At 65.3% G+C, this 19344-nt stretch carries 16 protein-coding genes; 9 read left to right on the forward strand and 7 right to left on the reverse strand.

Annotated features, from left to right (window positions below; all coding sequences use genetic code 11):
* The first annotated feature begins 5 nt into the window (after positions 1-5).
* Genes Q5701_RS13235 through Q5701_RS13265 form a run of 7 tightly spaced genes read left to right on the forward strand, consistent with a single transcriptional unit; the run spans position 6 to position 7585 of the window.
* Positions 6-779, forward strand: coding sequence for an ABC transporter ATP-binding protein (locus tag Q5701_RS13235; protein ID WP_306755412.1), 774 nt, complete (start codon positions 6-8; stop codon positions 777-779).
* A complete protein-coding gene (locus tag Q5701_RS13240) occupies positions 776-1480 on the forward strand; it encodes an ABC transporter ATP-binding protein (RefSeq protein ID WP_306751459.1) in 705 nt (234 codons plus the stop codon). Before Q5701_RS13235 ends, Q5701_RS13240 begins: the two co-directional genes overlap by 4 nt.
* 2 nt (positions 1481-1482) lie before the next feature.
* A complete protein-coding gene (locus tag Q5701_RS13245) occupies positions 1483-2370 on the forward strand; it encodes a branched-chain amino acid ABC transporter permease (protein ID WP_234853011.1) in 888 nt (295 codons plus the stop codon).
* Between the two features lies 1 nt (position 2371).
* Positions 2372-3370, forward strand: a complete 999-nt coding sequence (locus tag Q5701_RS13250; RefSeq protein WP_306751460.1) for a branched-chain amino acid ABC transporter permease — start codon at positions 2372-2374, stop codon at positions 3368-3370.
* Positions 3370-4968 carry a GMC family oxidoreductase gene (locus Q5701_RS13255; protein ID WP_306751461.1) on the forward strand — a complete coding sequence of 533 codons (1599 nt, stop codon included), beginning with the start codon at positions 3370-3372 and terminating at the stop codon, positions 4966-4968. Before Q5701_RS13250 ends, Q5701_RS13255 begins: the two co-directional genes overlap by 1 nt.
* Positions 4969-5019: 51 nt before the next feature.
* Positions 5020-6618: a gamma-glutamyltransferase gene (ggt, locus tag Q5701_RS13260; protein WP_306751462.1), complete on the forward strand. Its 1599-nt coding sequence runs from the start codon at positions 5020-5022 to the stop codon at positions 6616-6618.
* Between the two features lie 7 nt (positions 6619-6625).
* Positions 6626-7585 carry a 2-hydroxyacid dehydrogenase gene (locus Q5701_RS13265; protein ID WP_306751463.1) on the forward strand — a complete coding sequence of 320 codons (960 nt, stop codon included), beginning with the start codon at positions 6626-6628 and terminating at the stop codon, positions 7583-7585.
* 54 nt (positions 7586-7639) lie between these two features.
* Here the strand turns inward: Q5701_RS13265 and Q5701_RS13270 are convergent, their stop codons facing one another.
* Positions 7640-9010 carry a dicarboxylate/amino acid:cation symporter gene (locus Q5701_RS13270; RefSeq protein WP_306751464.1) on the reverse strand — a complete coding sequence of 457 codons (1371 nt, stop codon included), beginning with the start codon at positions 9008-9010 and terminating at the stop codon, positions 7640-7642.
* A 206-nt stretch (positions 9011-9216) separates the two neighbouring features.
* Between Q5701_RS13270 and Q5701_RS13275 the strand changes: the two genes are divergently transcribed.
* Positions 9217-10902 (forward strand): sensor histidine kinase, encoded by a 1686-nt coding sequence (locus Q5701_RS13275; protein WP_306751465.1) that lies wholly within the window; start codon positions 9217-9219, stop codon positions 10900-10902.
* Complete coding sequence (locus Q5701_RS13280; RefSeq protein ID WP_306751466.1) at positions 10899-12221, forward strand: sigma-54-dependent transcriptional regulator; 1323 nt, start codon at positions 10899-10901, stop codon at positions 12219-12221. Before Q5701_RS13275 ends, Q5701_RS13280 begins: the two co-directional genes overlap by 4 nt.
* Here Q5701_RS13280 and cysW read toward each other — a convergent pair whose 3' ends face one another.
* The 6 genes from cysW to Q5701_RS13310 all read right to left on the reverse strand — a co-directional run bounded on the left by cysW (position 12222) and on the right by Q5701_RS13310 (position 19299).
* Positions 12222-13052 (reverse strand): sulfate ABC transporter permease subunit CysW, encoded by an 831-nt coding sequence (gene cysW, locus Q5701_RS13285; RefSeq protein ID WP_306751467.1) that lies wholly within the window; start codon positions 13050-13052, stop codon positions 12222-12224. It lies immediately after the preceding gene.
* On the reverse strand, positions 13049-13906 hold the full coding sequence (cysT, locus tag Q5701_RS13290; RefSeq protein WP_306751468.1) for a sulfate ABC transporter permease subunit CysT: 858 nt from the start codon (positions 13904-13906) through the stop codon (positions 13049-13051). Before cysT ends, cysW begins: the two co-directional genes overlap by 4 nt.
* On the reverse strand, positions 13903-14898 hold the full coding sequence (locus tag Q5701_RS13295; protein ID WP_306751469.1) for a sulfate ABC transporter substrate-binding protein: 996 nt from the start codon (positions 14896-14898) through the stop codon (positions 13903-13905). Before Q5701_RS13295 ends, cysT begins: the two co-directional genes overlap by 4 nt.
* A complete protein-coding gene (locus Q5701_RS13300) occupies positions 14895-15992 on the reverse strand; it encodes a sulfate/molybdate ABC transporter ATP-binding protein (protein WP_306751470.1) in 1098 nt (365 codons plus the stop codon). Before Q5701_RS13300 ends, Q5701_RS13295 begins: the two co-directional genes overlap by 4 nt.
* 207 nt (positions 15993-16199) lie before the next feature.
* The gene (locus Q5701_RS13305) at positions 16200-18191 is read right to left on the reverse strand and encodes a capsule polysaccharide biogenesis protein (RefSeq protein ID WP_306751471.1); all 1992 of its coding nucleotides are present in this window, start codon (positions 18189-18191) and stop codon (positions 16200-16202) included.
* Positions 18192-18198: 7 nt separating this feature from the next.
* Positions 18199-19299 carry a polysaccharide biosynthesis/export family protein gene (locus Q5701_RS13310; protein WP_373568658.1) on the reverse strand — a complete coding sequence of 367 codons (1101 nt, stop codon included), beginning with the start codon at positions 19297-19299 and terminating at the stop codon, positions 18199-18201.
* Between the last annotated feature and the right edge of the window lie 45 nt (positions 19300-19344).

Raw genomic sequence — 19344 nt, forward strand, 5'->3', positions numbered from 1 at the left:
TGACCATTGCGCCTGCCATGACGCAAACCGAACCGCGGGTGGTGCTGACCGCCCGCGGTCTCGGCAAGGATTTCGCCGGCTTCACCGCTGTCAACAATGTCGATCTGGATGTGGAACACGCGCGCATCCATGCGCTGATCGGACCGAACGGCGCGGGCAAGACCACGGTCTTCAACCTGCTGACCAAGTTCCTGCAACCCACGCGCGGCAAGATCGCGCTGCTGGGCCAGGACATCACTCAGACCAAGCCTGACAAGGTGGCGCGGATGGGGCTGGTTCGGTCGTTCCAGATCTCGGCGGTGTTCCCGCACCTGACCGTGCGGGAAAACGTCAAGGTCGCGTTGCAGCGTCCGGCGGGCCTGGCGGTGCAGTTCTGGAAACCCCTGTCCTCGCTGGACCGGCTGAACGCGCGTGCGGATGAACTGATCGACCACCTGGGCCTGACCCCATACCGCGATCATCGCGCCGCCGACCTGTCCTATGGCCGCAAGCGCGTGCTGGAGATTGCGACGACCCTCGCCCTTGATCCCGAGGTTCTGTTGCTGGACGAACCGATGGCGGGAATGGGTCAGGAAGACGTGCGCATGGTGGCGGACATCATCCGCGACGTGGCGCGCACCCGCGCCGTGCTGATGGTCGAACATAACCTGACCGTGGTCGCCGACATCTGCCATCACGTCACCGTGCTGCAACGGGGCGAGATCATCGCAACCGGCGATTACGCCTCTGTCTCTGCCGATCCGCGCGTTCGCACCGCCTATATGGGAACCGAAGCATGACGGCCCCGCTTCTGGAAACCGCCGGGCTGCAAGCCTGGTATGGCGAAAGCCATGTGCTGCACGGCGTCGATCTGCACGTCAACGAAGGCGAGATGATCTGCATCCTGGGCCGCAACGGCATGGGCAAGACCACGACCCTGCGCACGATCATGGGCATCCTGCGCAAGCGCACGGGCCGCATCACATTCGCGGGCCGCGACATGATGTCCGTGCCGCTGCACAAGACCGCCCGCGCGGGCCTGGGCTTCGTCCCCGAGGAACGCGGTATCTTCGCAACCCTTTCGGTCGAGGAAAACCTGATGCTGCCTCCCAAGGTGGCGGATGGCGGCATGACCGTGGCCGAGATCTATGACCTGTTCCCCAACCTGCAGGAGCGCCGCAACAGCCCTGGCACCAAGCTGTCGGGAGGCGAACAGCAGATGCTGGCCATGGCGCGGATCCTGCGCACCGGGGCGCGCTGCCTTTTGCTGGACGAGCCGACCGAGGGGCTGGCCCCGGTCATCATCAACGCCATTGGCGACGTGCTGCGCAAACTGAAACAACGCGGCATGACCGTGGTGCTGGTGGAACAGAACTTCCGCTTTGCCGCCAAGGTCGCGGACCGCTTTTATCTGATGGACCATGGCACCATGACCGCCGAATTCCCGGTATCCGATCTGCCGAACCGGATGGACCTGCTGCATCAGGAACTGGGGGTGTAACCATGACCATGATCTTTGGCATCCCTGTTCAGGCACTGATGGGCCAATTGCTTGTCGGCCTGATCAACGGATCCTTCTATGCGCTGCTGTCGCTTGGGCTGGCCGTCATCTTCGGCCTGCTGCGAGTGATCAACTTCGCGCATGGTGCGCAATATATGCTGGGCGCCTTTGTCGCGCTGCTGCTGCTGACGGTCGGCGGCATCAACTATTGGCTGGCGCTGATTGCCGCGCCGCTGATCGTCGGCCTGTTCGGGGCGATCATCGAACGCACCATGTTGTCGCGCCTGTACAAGCTGGACCATCTTTATGGACTGCTGTTCACCTTTGGTCTTGCCTTGGCGATCGAGGGCACGTTCCGTTATTTCTATGGGGCGTCCGGGATGCCTTATGCCCCGCCGTCGCAACTGACAGGCGCGGTCAACCTTGGCTTCATGTTTTTGCCGATCTATCGCGGCTGGGTGGTGATCGCCTCGCTGATCGTCTGCCTGGCGGTCTGGTTCATGATCGAGAAGACGAAGCTGGGCGCATACCTGCGCGCGGCCACGGAGAACCCGACCCTGGTGCAAAGCTTCGGCGTCAACGTGCCGTTGCTGCTGACGCTGACCTATGCGCTGGGGGCGGGGCTTGCGGCCTTTGCGGGGGTGCTGGCGGCGCCGGTCTATCAGGTCAGCCCGCTGATGGGATCGAACCTGATCATCATCGTCTTTGCCGTGGTCGTCGTGGGCGGCATGGGGTCGATCCTGGGGGCCATCGTCACCGGCTATATGCTGGGCGTGGTCGAGGGGCTGACCAAGGTCTTCTACCCCGAGGCGTCCAACATCGTGGTCTTTGTCATCATGGCGATCGTCTTGATCCTGCGGCCTGCGGGCCTTTTCGGAAAGGATGCCTGACATGGCCGGCAAATCCGAACCCATCGCGACCGAACAGATCGTCATCCACCCCAGGGCCGGGCAAGTCCAGCTTGTCCTGCTGGCCGTGATCGCGGCCGCGCTGCTGCTGGCGCCGCAGTTCCTGTATCCGATCTTCCTGATGAAACTGCTGGCCTTTGGGCTGTTCGCTGCGGCCTTTAACCTGCTGCTGGGCTATACGGGGCTTCTGTCCTTTGGCCATGCCACCTTCTTCGGGGGCGCGGCCTATTTCACCGCACACGCGGTCAAAGTCTGGGGCTGGCCGCCCGAGGCGGGCATCCTGCTGGGCGTTCTGGGCGCTGCTGCCCTGGGCTTGGTCATGGGTGCTATCGCCATCCGCCGCCAAGGCATCTATTTCGCAATGATCACGTTGGCCCTGTCGCAGATGTTCTTCTTCTTCTGCCTGCAGGCGGGCTTCACCCATGGCGAGGATGGCATCCAGTCCGTCCCGCGCGGCACCCTGTTCGGCATCTTCGACCTGAGCCAGCCGATGACCATGTATTACTTTGTCCTGGCCGTGTTCATCCTGGGGATGCTGATCATCTGGCGCTTCGTGAATTCGCCTTTCGGGATGATCCTGAAATCAATTCGCGAAAACGAACAGCGCGCGATTTCGTTGGGCTATTCGGTCAGCCGCTACAAGCTGGGGGCCTTCGTGATGTCGGCGGCGCTTGCCGGCTTGGCGGGGGGTGTCAAGGCGTTGATCTTCCAGTTCGCGACACTGACCGACGTGGCCTGGCAGATGTCGGGCGAGGTGATCCTGATGACGCTGCTGGGCGGCATCGGCACGCTGGCGGGGCCGGTCGTCGGCGCGGGTCTGGTGGTGACGCTGCAGAACTATCTCGCCACCTCGGACTTTCCGGTGACGATCATCACGGGCGTGGTCTTCATGGTCTGTGTGCTGGTGTTCCGGCGCGGCTTGATCGGCGAATTCTTCGCCAGCAAACTGGGCCGCAAGCTGGGCTTCAGGTCGGAAAGCTGATGGAAAGCTATGATTATATCGTCATCGGCGCGGGCAGCGCCGGTTGCGTTCTGGCCAACCGCCTGTCCGCAGATCCCAGGACGCGGGTCCTGCTGCTGGAAGCTGGGGGCCGCGACAATTACCACTGGATCCATATCCCGGTCGGATACCTGTATTGCATCGGAAATCCGCGCACAGATTGGGGATTTCGAACCCAGGCCGAGGAAGCGTTGGGCGGTCGCCAACTGCTCTATCCGCGTGGACGGGTGCTGGGCGGAAGTTCGTCGATCAACGGCATGATCTATATGCGCGGGCAGGCGGCGGATTATGACGGCTGGCGCCAGATGGGCTGCACCGGCTGGGGCTGGGACGACGTCCTGCCCTTGTTCCGCGATCAGGAGGATTTCTATCGCGGCGCCGACGACGCGCATGGTGCTGGGGGCGAGCTGCGGGTGGAAACCGCGCGGGTCCGCTGGGCCGTCTTGGACGCCTTCATGGAGGCCGCCGAACAGGCGGGCATCCCGCGCACCGAGGATTTCAACCGGGGCGATAATGAAGGCAGCGGATATTTCGACGTGACCCAACGCGCCGGCTGGCGGTGGAGCGCGGCCAAGGCCTTTCTGCGCCCGGTCCTGTCCCGTCCGAACCTGCGGGTGCTGACCGGGGCCGAGGTTGAACGCTTGGTAATCGAAGCGGGCGAGGTCACGGGTGTCGCCTTTCACCATGGCGGGCAGCGGCGCGAAGTACGGGCCATGCGCGAAACCGTGCTGTCGGCAGGTGCCGTCGGGTCCGTGCAGATCCTGGAACAGTCGGGCATCGGGCGCGGCGACGTGTTGCAGGAAGCGGGCATCACGCCGCAGGTTGAGGCGGCTGGGGTGGGTGAAAACCTGCAAGACCACTTGCAACTGCGCCTTGTCTACAAGGTGCATGGGGTGCCGACGCTGAACGAAAAGGCCTCGCGTCTGCTGGGCAAGGCGTCCATTGGGCTGGAATACCTGCTGAAACGGTCCGGTCCTATGTCTATGGCACCCAGCCAGTTGGGGATCTTCGCGAAATCCGGCCCCGACAAGGCGACCGCAGATCTGGAGTTTCACGTCCAGCCCGTCAGCCTGGACAAGTTCGGCGATCCGGTCCACGCCTTCCCGGCCATGACCGCCAGCGTCTGCAACCTGCGGCCCGAAAGCCGGGGATCGGTCCATGTGAGCGGACCGGACTTTCGCGCGCATCCGGCGATCCGGCCCAATTACCTTTCGACCCCCGGCGACCGGGACGTGGCGGTCCGCGCCATTCGCCTGGCCCGCAAGATCGCGGCGCAACCGGCCTTTACGCGCTTTGACCCAAGCGAGCACGTCCCCGGCATCGCCTTCCAGACCGACGACGATCTGGTCAAGGCGGCGGGCGCGGTGGGCACGACGATCTTCCACCCGGTCGGCACCTGCCGGATGGGTGCGGATGACGCCTCGGTCGTGGACCCGCGCTTGCGGATGCGTGCGTTGGGGCGGTTGCGGATTGCGGATGCCTCGGTCATGCCGACAATCACCAGCGGCAACACCAATGCGCCGGTGATGATGATCGCGGAAAAGGCCGCTCGCATGATGCTGGAGGATGCGCGGGCTTGATGGCCGCTTCGTCCCTTGCCTAAGCTGGCCGCGAAGAACGGAACGATCAGCATGACCTTGCCTTTTGTTTGTGAAAAGCGCCCGGCATCGGGATCGCAGGGGGTGGTGGTGACGAACGCCCCCATGGGCACCATGGCGGGGTCCGAGATGCTGGCCATTGGCGGCAACGCCGTGGATGCGGCGGTTGCGGCGCTGCTGACCCTGACGGTGGTAGAGCCGATGATGGTCGGCATCGCGGGCGGCGGCATCGCGCATCTGCGGCTGGCTGACGGACGCCATGTCGTGATCGACGCGCTGTCGGTGGCGGGGCAGAACGCCCGGCCCGATATGTTCACGCCGGTATCGGATCTGCCCGACAGGTATATGGACACCAAGGGGCGGCGGAACACGGTGGGACCGTCCGCCGTCGCGGTGCCGGGCAACCTGCGCGGCTGGTATCTGATGCAGCGCCGATACGGGCGGCTGCCTTGGGCCGATGTGGTGGAACCTGCAATCCGCGTCGCGGCGCGGGGATTTGTGGTCAGCCCCTATCTGCACGGCGCGATCGTCGAACACGGGAACGACCTGCGCGCGGATCCTGAAATGGCGCGGATGCTGCTGCCCGACGGCGCACCGCTGGCCCCGGGGTCGCGCCTAGTGATGAGCGATTACGCCGAAAGCCTGCGGCTGATCCAAGCCCAAGGCGACGCGGCCCTGCACGGCGGCGAACTGGGCCGCGCGCTGGCGGACCGGCTGGCCAAGGGTGGTCACGTCACGCTGGCCGACCTGACTGCGGCAAGCGCCATCGAACGGCAGGCGATCACCGGCACCTATCGCGGCCATGTCATCGTCGGCCCGCCGCCGCCTGCATCCTCGGGCGTTCACATTGTGCAGATGCTGAATATGCTGGAACCCCACGACCTGCGGACAATGGGTTTTGGCAGCCCCGGGGCGATGGACCTGATGGCGCAAGCGATCGCCCTTGCGTTCGAGGATCGCCGCGCCGCATCAGGCGATCCCGACTTTGTCGATGTGCCGGTGGACCGCTTCACGTCCAAGGATTACGCCCGCCAGCGGATGCCATACGAAAGCCGCGACACGACCCATGTGACGGTGGCCGACGCGGATGGCACCATCGTCAGCGCCACGCATACGATCAACGGGCTGTGGGGTGCCTGCTTCATGGTGCCGGGAACTGGAATCATTCCCAACAACTATATGTTGAACTATGACCCCCGGCCGGGGCGGGCGCTGTCGATCGTGCCGGGCAAGCGGGTGCCGACATCCATGGCGCCGATGATGGTGCTGCGGGACGGGCAGCCGGTCTATGCGCTTGGCCTGCCGGGCGGCCTAAGGATTTTTCCGTCGGCCATGCAGGCCATCGTCAACCTGATCGACCACAACATGACCCTGCAACAGGCGGTCGAGGCTCCGCGTTTGTGGACCGAAGGCCATCACCTGGAACTGGAGCCTGCCTATGCGGCCCAAGCCGATGCCATGCGCGCCAGGGGCCATGACGTGCGGCTGGTCAAGACCATCGGCGGCGGCATGAATGCCATCGGCTTTGCCCCCGACGGCACCATGACCGGGGCAGCCTGCTGGCGGGCGGATGGCACCGTCATGGCGCAGGGCGGCGGGCTGGCCCGCCCCGGCATTCGATTTGTAATCTGAGAGAGCCATGACCAAGCTTGTCCTTCTCGACCCCTCGGCCCCCGAACGGCTGGACCGTCTCTGCCCCTTCCTGCCGCCGGGATGGGTGCTGACCACCGCAGCCTCTCGCACGCCCCAGGACCAGCTTGCCGCGCTGCAAGGCGCCAGCTTTGCAATCACCGGCGATATGCCCGTGACCGGGGCGATGATGGCCAGCCCCGGGCTGCGGGCAATTCATAAATGGGGCGTGGGCTATGACGGGATCGACCTGGATGCCGCGAAACGGCACGGGGTGCGGGTCTTGCGGACCACCGGATCGAATGCGGTTGCGGTGGCCGAAACGACGCTGGGCCTGATCCTGGCCGTGAACCGCAACATCGTGCGCGGACATGTGGGCATTTTGAATGGGGGCTGGCCCAAGGGGCAGGTCGCCCCCAGTTCCATCACCCTGTCGGGTCGCACGATGGGCATCGTCGGCATGGGCTGCATCGGCAAGGCCCTGGCCCGGCTGCTGGGCGGCTTTGGCTGCACGACCTTGTACACCAAGCGAAACCCGCTGCCTTCGGCCGAGGAAGCGGACCTGGATGCCCGCTTTGCGCCCTTGGACGAGCTGCTGACGGCGTCCGATGTCGTGACGCTGAATTGCGACCTGAACGACAGCACCCGCAACCTGATCGACGCCCGCCGCCTGGCGCTGATGAAGCCCGACGCAATCCTGGTCAACGCCGCACGGGGCGGGGTTCTGGTCGAAGCCGACCTGGCCCAGGCGATCCGCGAGGGCCAGCTGCGCGGTGCCGGGATCGACGTGTTCTCGGTCGAGCCGATCACGCCTGACAACCCGCTGCTGGGCCTGGACCGGGTTGTCCTGACCCCCCATCTGGGGGCGTTGGATGCAAACGGCTTTGCGCCGTCGGTCACGCGGATGATGGACAACCTGCTGGCGGTGCAGAACGGCACGCCGCCGCGCGACATGGACATTCTGGTCTGACAAACGGAAAGGCACCGCAGCGATGCGGTGCCCTTATGTTGGCGATAAAGCGCGTCAGTCGGCGCTGCGTTCGCCCAGCTGCAGGCCGGCGGGCGCCATGGCAAGCCTTGCGGCGGGGACGACGAAGTCTTCGGGATCCTGCCCGCCCATCACGGCATCGAACCGTTCGCGATCCAGCGCGCCATGCCAGCGGCTGACGACAACGGTCGCGACCGCATTGCCAATGAAGTTGGTGATCGACCGGCATTCCGACATGAAGCGGTCCACGCCCAGGATCAGCGCCATACCGGCGACAGGCACGGTCGGCACCACCGACAGCGTGGCGGCCAGGGTGATGAAGCCCGCACCCGTGACGCCCGCCGCACCCTTGGACGACAGCATCGCGACCAGCAGCAGCAGCACCTGCTGTTGCAGCGACAGGTGGGTGTTCGTCGCCTGTGCGATGAACAGCGCGGCCAGCGTCATGTAGATGTTGGTGCCATCCAGGTTGAAGCTGTAGCCGGTCGGCACGACAAGGCCCACTACGGGACGTGCGCAGCCTGCCTTTTCCATCTTTTCCATCAGCGAGGGCAGGGCGGATTCCGACGACGACGTTCCCAGGACCAGCAGGATTTCCGCCTTCAGATAGGAAATCAGCCGGAAGATCGAGAACCCATTGACCATGCACACGGTGCCCAGGATCACGATCACGAACAACGCCGAGGTCAGGTAGAACGTCCCCACCAGCATCGCCAGGTTCATGATCGACGCGATGCCGTATTTGCCGATGGTAAAGGCGAAGGCACCAAAGGCGCCGATAGGGGCTGCCTTCATCAGGATGTCCACCACGCGGAAGATCGCAAAGCTGGCCGATTCCAAGATGTTCAGCACGGGCTTGCCCTTGTCGCCCACCAGGATCAGGCCGATGCCGAACAGGATCGCAACGAACAGCACCTGCAGGATGTTGCCTTCGACAAAGGCCGACACCAGCGTGGTCGGGATGATGTCCATGACAAACCCGGTCAGCGATGTTTCATGCGCCTTTTCGGTATAGGTCGCCACGGTCGACGAATCCAGGGATGCCGGGTCGATGTTCATTCCCGAACCCGGCTGGATCACGTTGGCCACGATCAGCCCCACGATCAGAGCCAGGGTCGAGAAGGTCAGGAAATAGGTGAAAGCCTTGCCCACGACGGACCCAACGCCGCGCAGCGATCCCATGCCCGCCAGGCCGGTGACGATGGTCAGGAAGATGACCGGGGCAATGATCATCTTGACCAGCTTGATGAAGCCGTCGCCCAGGGGCTTCAGCGCCTCGCCCGTTTGCGGATAGAAATGACCCAGCAGGGCGCCTGCCGCGATGGCGATGATGACCTGGAAGTAAAGGTGACGATAGAACGGCCGTTTTTCATGGGCCACGGGATGCGCGGAAGTGTCCAACTGCATGGAAAGGCCTCCTCCTGCCTGTATGTCGATGCGATGGGGACATCCTACGCGGGCCGCATGATTGCCCAAAAAACTTGCGGCATAGCGGCAATGCGCTGAAAACATGGCTGTTTTCGGGTGTCAGCCCTGAAAAGATGTGTGGTTTTCCGCACAGGCTCAAGCTGCTAGTGTGGGATTTGAAACACCATTCCGGGGGGCGCCAGGGCTTGGCGGACACAGAAGGCACCGCATTGAGTGCTGGCGATTCGCCAGCCCTGCCACGCGTGGCGGGATGGCTTGCGATGCTGGCGGGCTTGGCGTTGCTGGTCCTGGTTCCGGCCGCAACCTTCTGGGCCGTCCGTGCAGGCGCGTTAGAGGATCTGCGCAATGAAGGGCTTGCCGCAGCCCAGTCACGTGCCCTGACGCTAGAAAGCATCCTTGACCGGCAGCGCGCGGTTGTTGCCATCCTGGCGGACGACGCCATGGTCAAGGCTATCTTGCGCGCATCGGCGCGCGAAGGGCGCGATGCGGTATCGGCCAAGCTGGAGCGCCTGGGGGCCGAGACGCAAAGCGCGGTCCTGTATCTGCTGGATGCCGATGGCCGGACCATTGCCGCGTCGAACTGGAACCAGCCGGACAGTTTTGTGGGCCACGATTACAGCTTTCGCAATTATTTCCGCCAAGCGCATCCCACGGCGATGGAATTCGCGCTTGGCACCGTCAGCGGGCAGCCGGGGCTGTACCTGTCCCACGATGTGCGCGACGGCGCGGCGGTTTTGGGGGTCGTGGTTGTCAAGGTGCAATTCGATGCCCTCGAGTCAGCCTGGGCGCGCAGCCCGAACGCCACCCATGTGACCGAAGGCGACGGCCGCGTCATCATCACGACGGATACCGCGCGCCGCTTTGCGGTCGCGGTTCCGTCGGCGCCTGACAGCCTGCCCATCACCCTGCCGGTCCGGGGGACGAGATGGACCGTGACCATGCTGGTCCCGCTGCGCGAGGTCCAGCAGACGGCAGGCTATGCCGCAGGTGCGGCAGGCCTGGCGGTGCTGCTGTTGCTGGCGATGGCCGATCAGGCCCGCCGGTCGCGCCTGCGGTCGGTTCGAAAGGCTGCGGCCGACCGCAGCTATCGCACGGAACTTGAACGCGCGGTGACAGAACGCACCCGCGACCTGTCCGAGGAGATGCGCGAACGCCAGGCCGCCCAGGCAAGGCTGTCGCAAATGCAGGCCGATCTGGTCCAGGCCAATAAGCTGGCAACGATGGGCCAGATCACCGCAGGCGTCGCGCACGAGATCAACCAGCCGCTGGCGACGATCCGGCTGCTGGCGGAAAACGCACAGGTCATGCAGCCATGCGGTCCTGCAAGCGACAACCTGACCCGCATTGCCCGCATGACCGACCGGATCGGCCAGATCACCGACCAGCTTCGCGGCTTTGCCCGCAAGGCGACTGGTCAGGTCTCCGCCGTTCCCCTGCGCCCGGTGATCGAGGCGTCCTTGCTGCTGACCGCCAGCCGCCGCAAGGCGGGCGACATTGCCATCCATCTTCCCGAGATGCCCGAAGGACTGGCCGTCATGGGCGAACAGGTCCGGCTGGAACAGATCCTGGTCAACCTTCTGACCAATGCCTTCGAGGCCCAGGAAGGTTGCCCCGATCCCTGGATCCGTATCGAGGTCGATGCACGGGCGGATCGCGTCGTGGTGACGGTTGCCGACAACGGACCCGGCATATCGCCAGATGTGATGAAACAACTGTTCGCGCCCTTTGCGACCGGCAAGGCGCAGGGGCTTGGCCTTGGCCTTGTCATTTCCCGCGACATCGCCCGCGATTTCGGCGGCGAATTGACGGCGGACGAACCGGTCCCAGGCCGCGGGGCGGCGTTTCACCTGACGCTGAGGAAAGCCGCATGACGGGACTGGTCCGGCTGGTGGACGATGACGAGGATTTGCGCGCAGCCCAGGTGCAGACCCTGAAAATGGCGGGTTTGCAGGTCGAGGATTTCGGCCTTGCCGCCGATGCCCTGAAAGGGATGACGCGCGATTATCCGGGCGTCGTTCTGTCCGATGTGCGAATGCCCGGGATGGATGGGCTGCAATTCTTCGGCCACCTGCACGCCATCGACGCGGATCTGCCTGTGATCCTGCTGACCGGGCATGGGGACGTGCCGATGGCGGTGGCCGCGCTGAAGGCAGGGGCTTATGACTTCCTGACCAAGCCCGTGGCGCGCGACGGGCTGCTGGCCGCGCTGAACCGCGCCTTGTCGGCCCGCGCCCTGGTGCTGGAAAACCGCGACTTGCGGCAGGCCAGCCACGACGCATCGGGCAGCTTTCCCGAACTGTCCGGCAGCAGCGAGGTGATGGCCCATCTGCGCGCAGCCCTGGACCGTGTGGCCGGCGCCGGGGGCAGCGCCCTTCTGACCGGACCTGACGGCGCGGGCAAGCTGGTCCTGGCCCGCGCCATCCACCGCCAAGGCCCGCGCCGCGCCCGCAGTTTCGTGCATCTGGCTTGCGACGCCCTGGACGATGCGCGCTTTGAAGTCGACCTGCTAGGGGGCGAAGCGCCAGGACCGCGCGGCACCCGGCAGACGGGCCAGTTGGAACGGGCGCAGCGCGGGGTGCTGTTCCTGGACCGCGTGGACGGGCTGTCGCCTTCCATGCAGGCGCGGTTGGCCTCGGTGCTGGAGGCAGGTGAGTTCTGGCCCACTGGCGCCGCCGCGCCGCGCCCGATGGATGTACAGCTTCTGGCCTCGACCAGCGCCGATCTTGCGCGGCTGGCGGCGGAGGGCCGGTTCGACACAAGACTGTTCTATCGCCTGTCGGGCACGGTGCTGCCCGTTCCGTCGCTGGCAGAGCGTCGAGAGGACATCCCGGCGCTGTATCGCCATTTCCTGCTGGCTGCCTGTTCGCGGCTGGATCGGCCAGCGCCCGCGATGACGGGCGCGGTCAAGGCGCGGCTGTCGGGGCATGGCTGGCCGGGCAACCTGCCAGAACTGCGGGGATTTGCCGAAAGCCAGGCCCTTGGCGTGACGCCCTTTGACGCGCAGGGCAGCAACGATGCACCGGGAGTGGCCGAACTGGTGGCCGCATACGAGGCCGAACTAATCCGTGACGCCCTGCGGCTGGCGGGCGGGAATGCAACGGCTGCGATGGGACGGCTGCAACTGCCGCGAAAGACGTTTTACGACAAGCTGGCCCGGCACGGGATCAGGCCCACGGATTTCCGGCGCTGATCAGCGCGTCCGTCCCTCGATGATGGTTTTCAGGACCAGCACAATGAGGGCGATCAGGGTCAGGGTCGATGCGGCGGCAAAGGCGCCGACGGTATTCAGGTCGTTGAACAGCAGTTCGATCTGCAAGGGCAGGGTGTTCGTTTGCCCCCGGATTGCGCCCGACACGACCGAAACCGCGCCGAACTCCCCCACCGCCCGCGCCGTTGCAAGCACCGCGCCATAAAGCAGCGCCCAGCGGATATTGGGCAGCGTCACCCGACGGAAGATCTGCCAGCCGGGCGCGCCCAATGTAAGAGCCGCCTGTTCCTGTTCCGACCCCTGGGCCTGCATCAGGGGCAGAACCTCTCGGGCAACGAAAGGGCCGGTCACGAACAGCGTCACCAGGACGATGCCGGGCAGCGCGAACAGGATCTTGATGTCGCCCGCCGCAAGGACGGGACCAAGCAACCCTTGCCGGCCGTAAAGCAGCAGATAGCAGACCCCGGCGATGATGGGTGAGATGGAAAACGGCAGCTCGATGATGGTCAACAGCAGCTTGCGACCGGGGAACGTGAAGCGAGCGATCAACCACGCGGCACTGATCCCGATGGCCAGGTTGACCGGCAGGGTGATCACGGCGACGACCGAGGTCAGCCAGATCGCGTGCAGCGTGTCGGGCGCCAGAATGTTCTGGGCAAAGACCGCAAAGCCTTCGGACAGCGCACGCCAGAAGATATAGATCAGCGGCACGACGACGATGAACAGCGTCAGCGCCACGGCCAGGCCGATCAGCAGCCGTGCGGCGCCGCGATCGGGGCGGGGGGCAAGGGCTGCGGGGGCGAGCGCGTTCATGCCGGAACCCTCCGCCGGGTCAGGCGCGCTTGCAGCCAGTTCGACAGCGCCAGCAGCACAAGGGCGATGGCGACCAGTGTCAATGCGATGGCCGCAGCACCGTTATAGTCATATTCCTCCAGCCGGATGACCGCCAGAAGCGAGGCGATCTCGGTCTTCATGGGCAGGTTCCCGGCAATAAAGATCACCGCGCCGAATTCGCCCAGCGAGCGGGCAAAGGCGATGGTGGTGCCAATCAGGAAGGCAGGCAGGATCGCCGGAAAGATCACCCTGGTGAAGATCTTGAACGGCGTCGCGCCCAGCGTGCGGGCGGCTTCTTCCTGGCCGGGGTCCAGATCCTCGAGGATCGGCTGGACGGTGCGGACCACAAAGGGGATCGAGGTAAAGGACATCGCGATCGCAATGCCCCAGATCGTATAGACAACCGAAATTCCGGAGGGGGCCAGGATCGCGCCATACCAGCCATTCGCAGAAAACAGCGCCGTCAGCGCCAGACCCGCCACGGCGGTGGGCAGGGCAAAGGGGATGTCCATCATCGCATCCAGCAGCCGCCGACCCGGAAAGCGATAGCGGACCAGCACCCAGGCCATCAACAGCCCGTATGCCGCATTGAACACCGTCGCCAGGGCGGCCGCAGTGATGGTCAGGCGCAGCGCGGCCAGCGTGCGGGGGGCGGTCACGATCTCCCAGAACCGGGTGGGGCCGATTTCTGCCCCCTTCAGCACCAGGGCGATGACGGGCAGCAGGACGATGATGCCGACATAGGTCAGCGTCAGGCCCATGGTCAGGCCAAAGCCCGGAAGCACCCGTTTTTGCCGCCCGGCAGGGGCGCCGATGACCGCCGCAACGCTCATTGGTTCACGAACACGGAATCAAGGATCCCGCCTTCGGCGAAATGTTCTTCCTGGACCTTGTCCCAGCCGCCGAACACCTCTTCGACCGTGACCAGCTTCACCTTGGGGAAGTTTGCGGCGAATTCGGCGGTAATCGCCTCGTCATGCACGCGGTTGAAGTTTTGGGCAAGGATACGCTGCGCATCGGGCGAATAGAGGAAATCGAGATAAGCCTTCGACACCTCGGCGGTGCCTTTGCTTTCCGCGTTCTCCGTCACGACAGCGACTGGGAATTCGGCCAGAACCGACAGCGATGGCGTGACCCGTTCCAGTTTCGCATCGGCATATTGGCGGGCAATGCCGCCGGTTTCGGCCTCGAAGGTGATCAGCACGTCGCCGATGCCGCGTTCGGCGAAGGTTGCGGTGGCCGCACGCCCGCCCTGGTCGAAGACCGGCACGTTGGCAAAGACCTTCTTGACGAATTCCTGCGCCGACGCTTGGTCCCCGTTGTTCTTGTCCAGCGCATAGGCATAGGCCGCAAGATAGGTATAGCGAGCGTTGCCGCTGGTCTTGGGGTTCGGGAAGATGACCTGAACCCCTTCCTGGACCAGGTCATCCCAGTCGTCGATGTTCTTGGGATTGCCTTCGCGCACCAGGAATGCGGGCAGCGAATAATAGGGCGACGCCTGGTTCGGGAATGCCTCGCGCCAGTCGGCGCCGACCAGGCCGTCCTTGGCCAGCACGTCGATATCCGTCACCTGGTTGAAGGTCACGACATCGGCGGGCAGCCCTTCCAGGATTGCGCGCGCCTGTTTGGACGAACCGCCATGGGACTGGTCGATGGTCACGCTGCGGCCCGTTTCCGCCTGCCATTTCTCGGCAAAGACCGGGTTCAGTTCGGCAAACAACTCGCGTGCGATGTCATAGGATACGTTCAGGATCGCGTCCTGCGCGGCGACGGGCGATGCAAGGCCCAGAACAAGGGCAAGGGCAGTGGTCAGGCGGGTTTTCAAGAGCGGGCCTCCTTGAGGGTCTTCGGGGTCTGGATCGGCAGGGCGGATTGCGACGCGCCGCCGGGAAAAATCTGGCCTGCCACGGCGCGCAAGGCCACGGGCTGGCCCTGGCGCAGCCCGCGGCCGTCGCGGCGCGGAACCTCGGCCTCGATCCGGCAGCCGGTGCCGTCCTCGGCCGCGACCCGCAGCAGCGCGCCGGTCGTGGCGATCTCGGTCACGCGGAACGGCGCGGCGGGGTCGGGGATGGGCTGGATGTCGGCGGGCCGCAGGAAAAGCCAGGCCGGTCCGTCAGGCAGCGCCCGCCGGGGCAGGGCGGCCAGATCCAGTCCCGCCGCATAGGCCCGGCCTGCCCCCATCGTGACAGGCAGATCAACCGTCAGGCCCAGGAAACGCGCGACAAAGGGCGTCGCAGGGTGGTCGTAAATCTCGTCCGGCTGGCCGATCTGTTCGACAACGCCGCCGTTCATCACGACCGCGCGGTCGGCCAGTTCAAAGGCTTCTTCCTGGTCATGGGTCACGAAGATCGTGGTGGTGCCGGCGCTGTCGTGGACCCCGCGCAGCCAGCGGCGCAGGTCGCGGCGGACCTGGGCGTCAAGCGCGCCAAAGGGTTCGTCCAGCAGCAGAACACGCGGGTTGATGGCCATGGCGCGGCCCAGGGCGACCCGCTGGCGCTGCCCGCCCGACAGTTCGGCGGGATATCGGTCGGCCAGCCCGTCGATCTGCAGGAAGCGCAGCAGCCCGTCCACGGTCGCCGCGATCTGCGCCTTGCCGGGGCGCTCGGCGCGCGGCAGAACCGTCAGGCCAAAGGCGATGTTGTCGCGCACCGTCATATGGGGAAACAGCGCGTAATGCTGGAACACGAAACCGATGCGGCGTTCGGCGGCGGATTTCGCCAGCCAGTCCGTGCCGTCAAAGGACAACGCGCCCGCATCGGGCCAATCCAACCCGGCGATGATGCGCAGCAGCGTGGTCTTGCCCGACCCCGAGGGGCCAAGAAGCGCCACCAGTTCGCCCTCGGCCACGGTCAGGTCGATGCCGCGCAGGACCTGGGTCGCGCCAAAGCGTCGGGCAAGATGCGAAACGGCAAGGGACATGGGTGGACTTTCGTGTTTGCGGGCAACAGTTAACAACGCACACCTCACTTGCCAAGGAAGCCCCCCCGGCGTTCCGGGCGCGTACCAGAGAACCGCATTCTTCGCCGGCACGACTGCAGAAAATCCCGGTCTGCAACACGCCGCACAGCGCAAGTGGCGTTCGGGATAGCCGCAGATGCCGCGCGACGTTTTCCCTTTTTGCAATTCTCAGCGCCGCCAGATCCAACTGTGCCCGGCAAGCCGCCCCTGTACCTTGGCAAGCACGCGCAGCGCCGGCTGACGCGGGCTGATGCCGTCACGCAGGCGATCCACCGCGACCTCGGCAGGGCAGGGCAGGCCTGTCACCGGATCGCGATAGCGGCGATAGGCGATCAGGCAGGCATGGGCCAGATCCGTTATGCCGGGCCGGGCGGTGCGTCGCCGTGGGACCGGACCCAGATCCCGGGTCAGGCCCCAGCCCGCATAGAAGGGCGCGCCAAGGGTCGTCACGGGGATGCCGCGCAACAGCGCCTCGAATCCCAACGTCGAGGTGATCGTCCAGACCTCGTCCACATGGGACAGCAAGAAGATGGGATCGGCGGCGACTGCCACCTCGTCGGCATGGGGCGTGGCGTCCACCGCGCCGGGACGCAGGCCGGATTCGACGTCGGGGTGGGGCTTGAAGATCAGATGCGCATCCGGGTTTTCCCGGCGCACACGGCGCAACAGATCCTCGTTCGTGCGTTCCGCCCCGGCGCCCAACCGGATCGAGGCATCGTCCTCGACCTGGCCTGGAACAAGGATGCGGCGGCGATGAGTCGCGGTGGGCCGATAGCTGCCGGTCAGGTTGTACTTGGACAATCCCGCCGCGCGAATGGCCGCAATCAGCCGCTCGGCCCGTGCGGCGCCACCCGGGGCCGGACCCTCTGCGATCAGGCGTTCCAGGCGGCTTTCACGCGTCGGGTCGTAATAGATGCCCAGATTGTCGGCCACCAGCGACAAGGGCGGCATCAACGCAGCCCCCAGACCACGCGACCGCAGGAACCCGTCTTCCACCCGGATCGCGCCCGGCACCCGCCCTGCCTTGCCCGCCCAGGCCAGCGTCACATCGGGCGACGGCTTGGCAGTAAACCGGACCCCCGCGCCGTCGCCGAAGGCGAGCGATATGACGGGGCGTTTCCATAGCCGCATCCCATAGGCCAAGTGCCCGTCTCGGTCCTGCCGGAACGCCTTTGCTTCCGCCTCGATCTGGGCCAGGGCGCCTTCGAAATCGGTCAGACGGTCGCGGCAGGGATCATACCAGACCGGCGCCAACAGATGGCTGGCGGCGAACAGCGCCTGAACTGTTGCAGGGCCGCGCCGTTCCGGGGGCAGGGGATATTCGTCCTGTGACAGGCCCCATCCGGCATAGAATGGCTGGCCGAACAGGCGGGGGCGGTGCCCGGCCAGCATCGCCTCGTATCCCAGTTGCGAACTGACGGCATAGACGGAATGGGCGTTCTCCAGCAGCTTCCAAGGGGATATTTCCCGGTCGCACAAGATGTCCCCCGGCCGCAGGTCGTCGCGGGTCAGGTGGCCGGGCCGCAGGCCTCGGATCGTTTCAGGGTGGCTTCGCAGCAGGATGGGACGGTCCGGGTGCTCGCGCCGGGCCGTGTCCAGCATCGCCAGAAACCGGTCGCGCCCCGCGCCCATCAGGGATGCGTCACCGCGCGTCTGGTCGATCACCAGGACATAGCCCGGATCAGGGACGGGCAGATCCGGGCGGTGGCTGTTGTATTTGGACAAATCTGCCGCACGCAGCCGACCGATACCGTCACAGGCGCGCTGTTCCAGCCCTTTGGTTGCGCCCTGGGTGATCAGCCGTTCGATCAGCGAGGGGCGGGTGGCGTCGAAATGCACCCCGAACGGGTCGATCTGCAAGCCGATTGGCCCGCGCCGCGCAATGTGGCCCCTTGCCCGGCCGGGCAAGATGGATCGCAGGAACGCATCCTCGACCGTCACCAGACCCGCCTTGGTGCGCCGCGCAATGGCGCGGCCGCGCCAGGCGGTCGGACTGCTGCCCCAGATCGCCACGCTATCGTACGGGCCAGGCAGGCCCAGTCGCAAATCCCAACCCGCCAGCGTCAGGATGCGGCGCAGGCGCGGCGCCTGCCAGAACCCGCCGTTGAATGCGAAAAGCCGCCGGTCATGTTTGCCGGCGGCTTTCAGGTCATCCGTCATCCGCAGGTCAGTTGGACAGGTTCTGGATCGAGTTCGCAGAGTTGATCGGCCCGATCAAGGCTGCCAGCCGCTTTTGCCACTGAACATAGGGCGCCTCGGTCACATAGACCGTGTCTTCGTCCCGGATCAGGAAGTCGCGGGCCAGGAACAGCCCGTTGGGCCGTGTCAGGTCCAGGACATAGGCGATGCGCTGCGATCCTTGCACCGTCTTGCCCAGAACCCGAGAGGCCACCTGCTCGGGCTCGTCGCGCAGGATGAAGACGCCGGTCGGGTCGGCGAGGTTGGAATTGAGACCGCCGACCATCGCCACCGCCTCGACCGCGTTGATCATTTCGTTGCCCAGGGGCACGCGGGTCTGGCCGCCAAGCGCGCCAAGTGCGGTAAAGCTGCGCTGATCTTCCTCAACCAGGATCACGTCGCCGGGGCGCAGCGCGATGTCGTTGCTGGAATTGGAATAAAGATCGGTCAGCCAGACCTTGCCGTTGTTGTTGCCGCGCTTGACCGTGATCACGGCGATCTCGGGCTCGATGGAGACGCCGCCTGCACGGGCCAGCATGGCCGACAGCGACCGTGTGGGCCGCTCGATCGGATAAACGCCCTGGGCCGTGACCTTGCCCATGACCGATACCGTGGCGCCGTCGCCTGCCACGCGGGTTACAGTCACCTGGGGGTCGGGCGTTTGCGTCGCCAACCGCTCGGTGATGACCTGGCGCAACTGGTCGGGCGTGTTGCCCGCCGCCTGCACCCGGCCCGCATAGGGCACGAAGATATAGCCGCCGCTGTCCACCTGGATTTCCTGCAAGGCCGTCGAACTGGCCCCCAGCGAGGTTAGCAACCCGTCATCGACGTTTTCCCAGATCGCCAGTCCCAGCACGTCGCCCGCCCGGATTTCATCCGCGCCAACCTGTCCCGCGCCCAAGAAGCTGTTGGAAAAGCCATAGGATGGGGTGAAGTTCGTGGTGCGCGCAACGTGATCGTTCACATAGATCACATGGGTGTTCCCGCCCTTCTCGACGGCGCCCGAATAGATCTCGGACTTGCTGGGACCGGACCGGGGCAGGCTGCACGCTGCTAGCAGAGCCATGGCCACGATCAGGGTCAGGCGCATGGCCAGACCTGCTGCCGGACGGGCAGGAGAAAGCTTCACTGTCAC

The organism is Paracoccus actinidiae, assembly GCF_030863885.1.
GTDB classification, from domain to species: domain Bacteria; phylum Pseudomonadota; class Alphaproteobacteria; order Rhodobacterales; family Rhodobacteraceae; genus Paracoccus; species Paracoccus everestensis.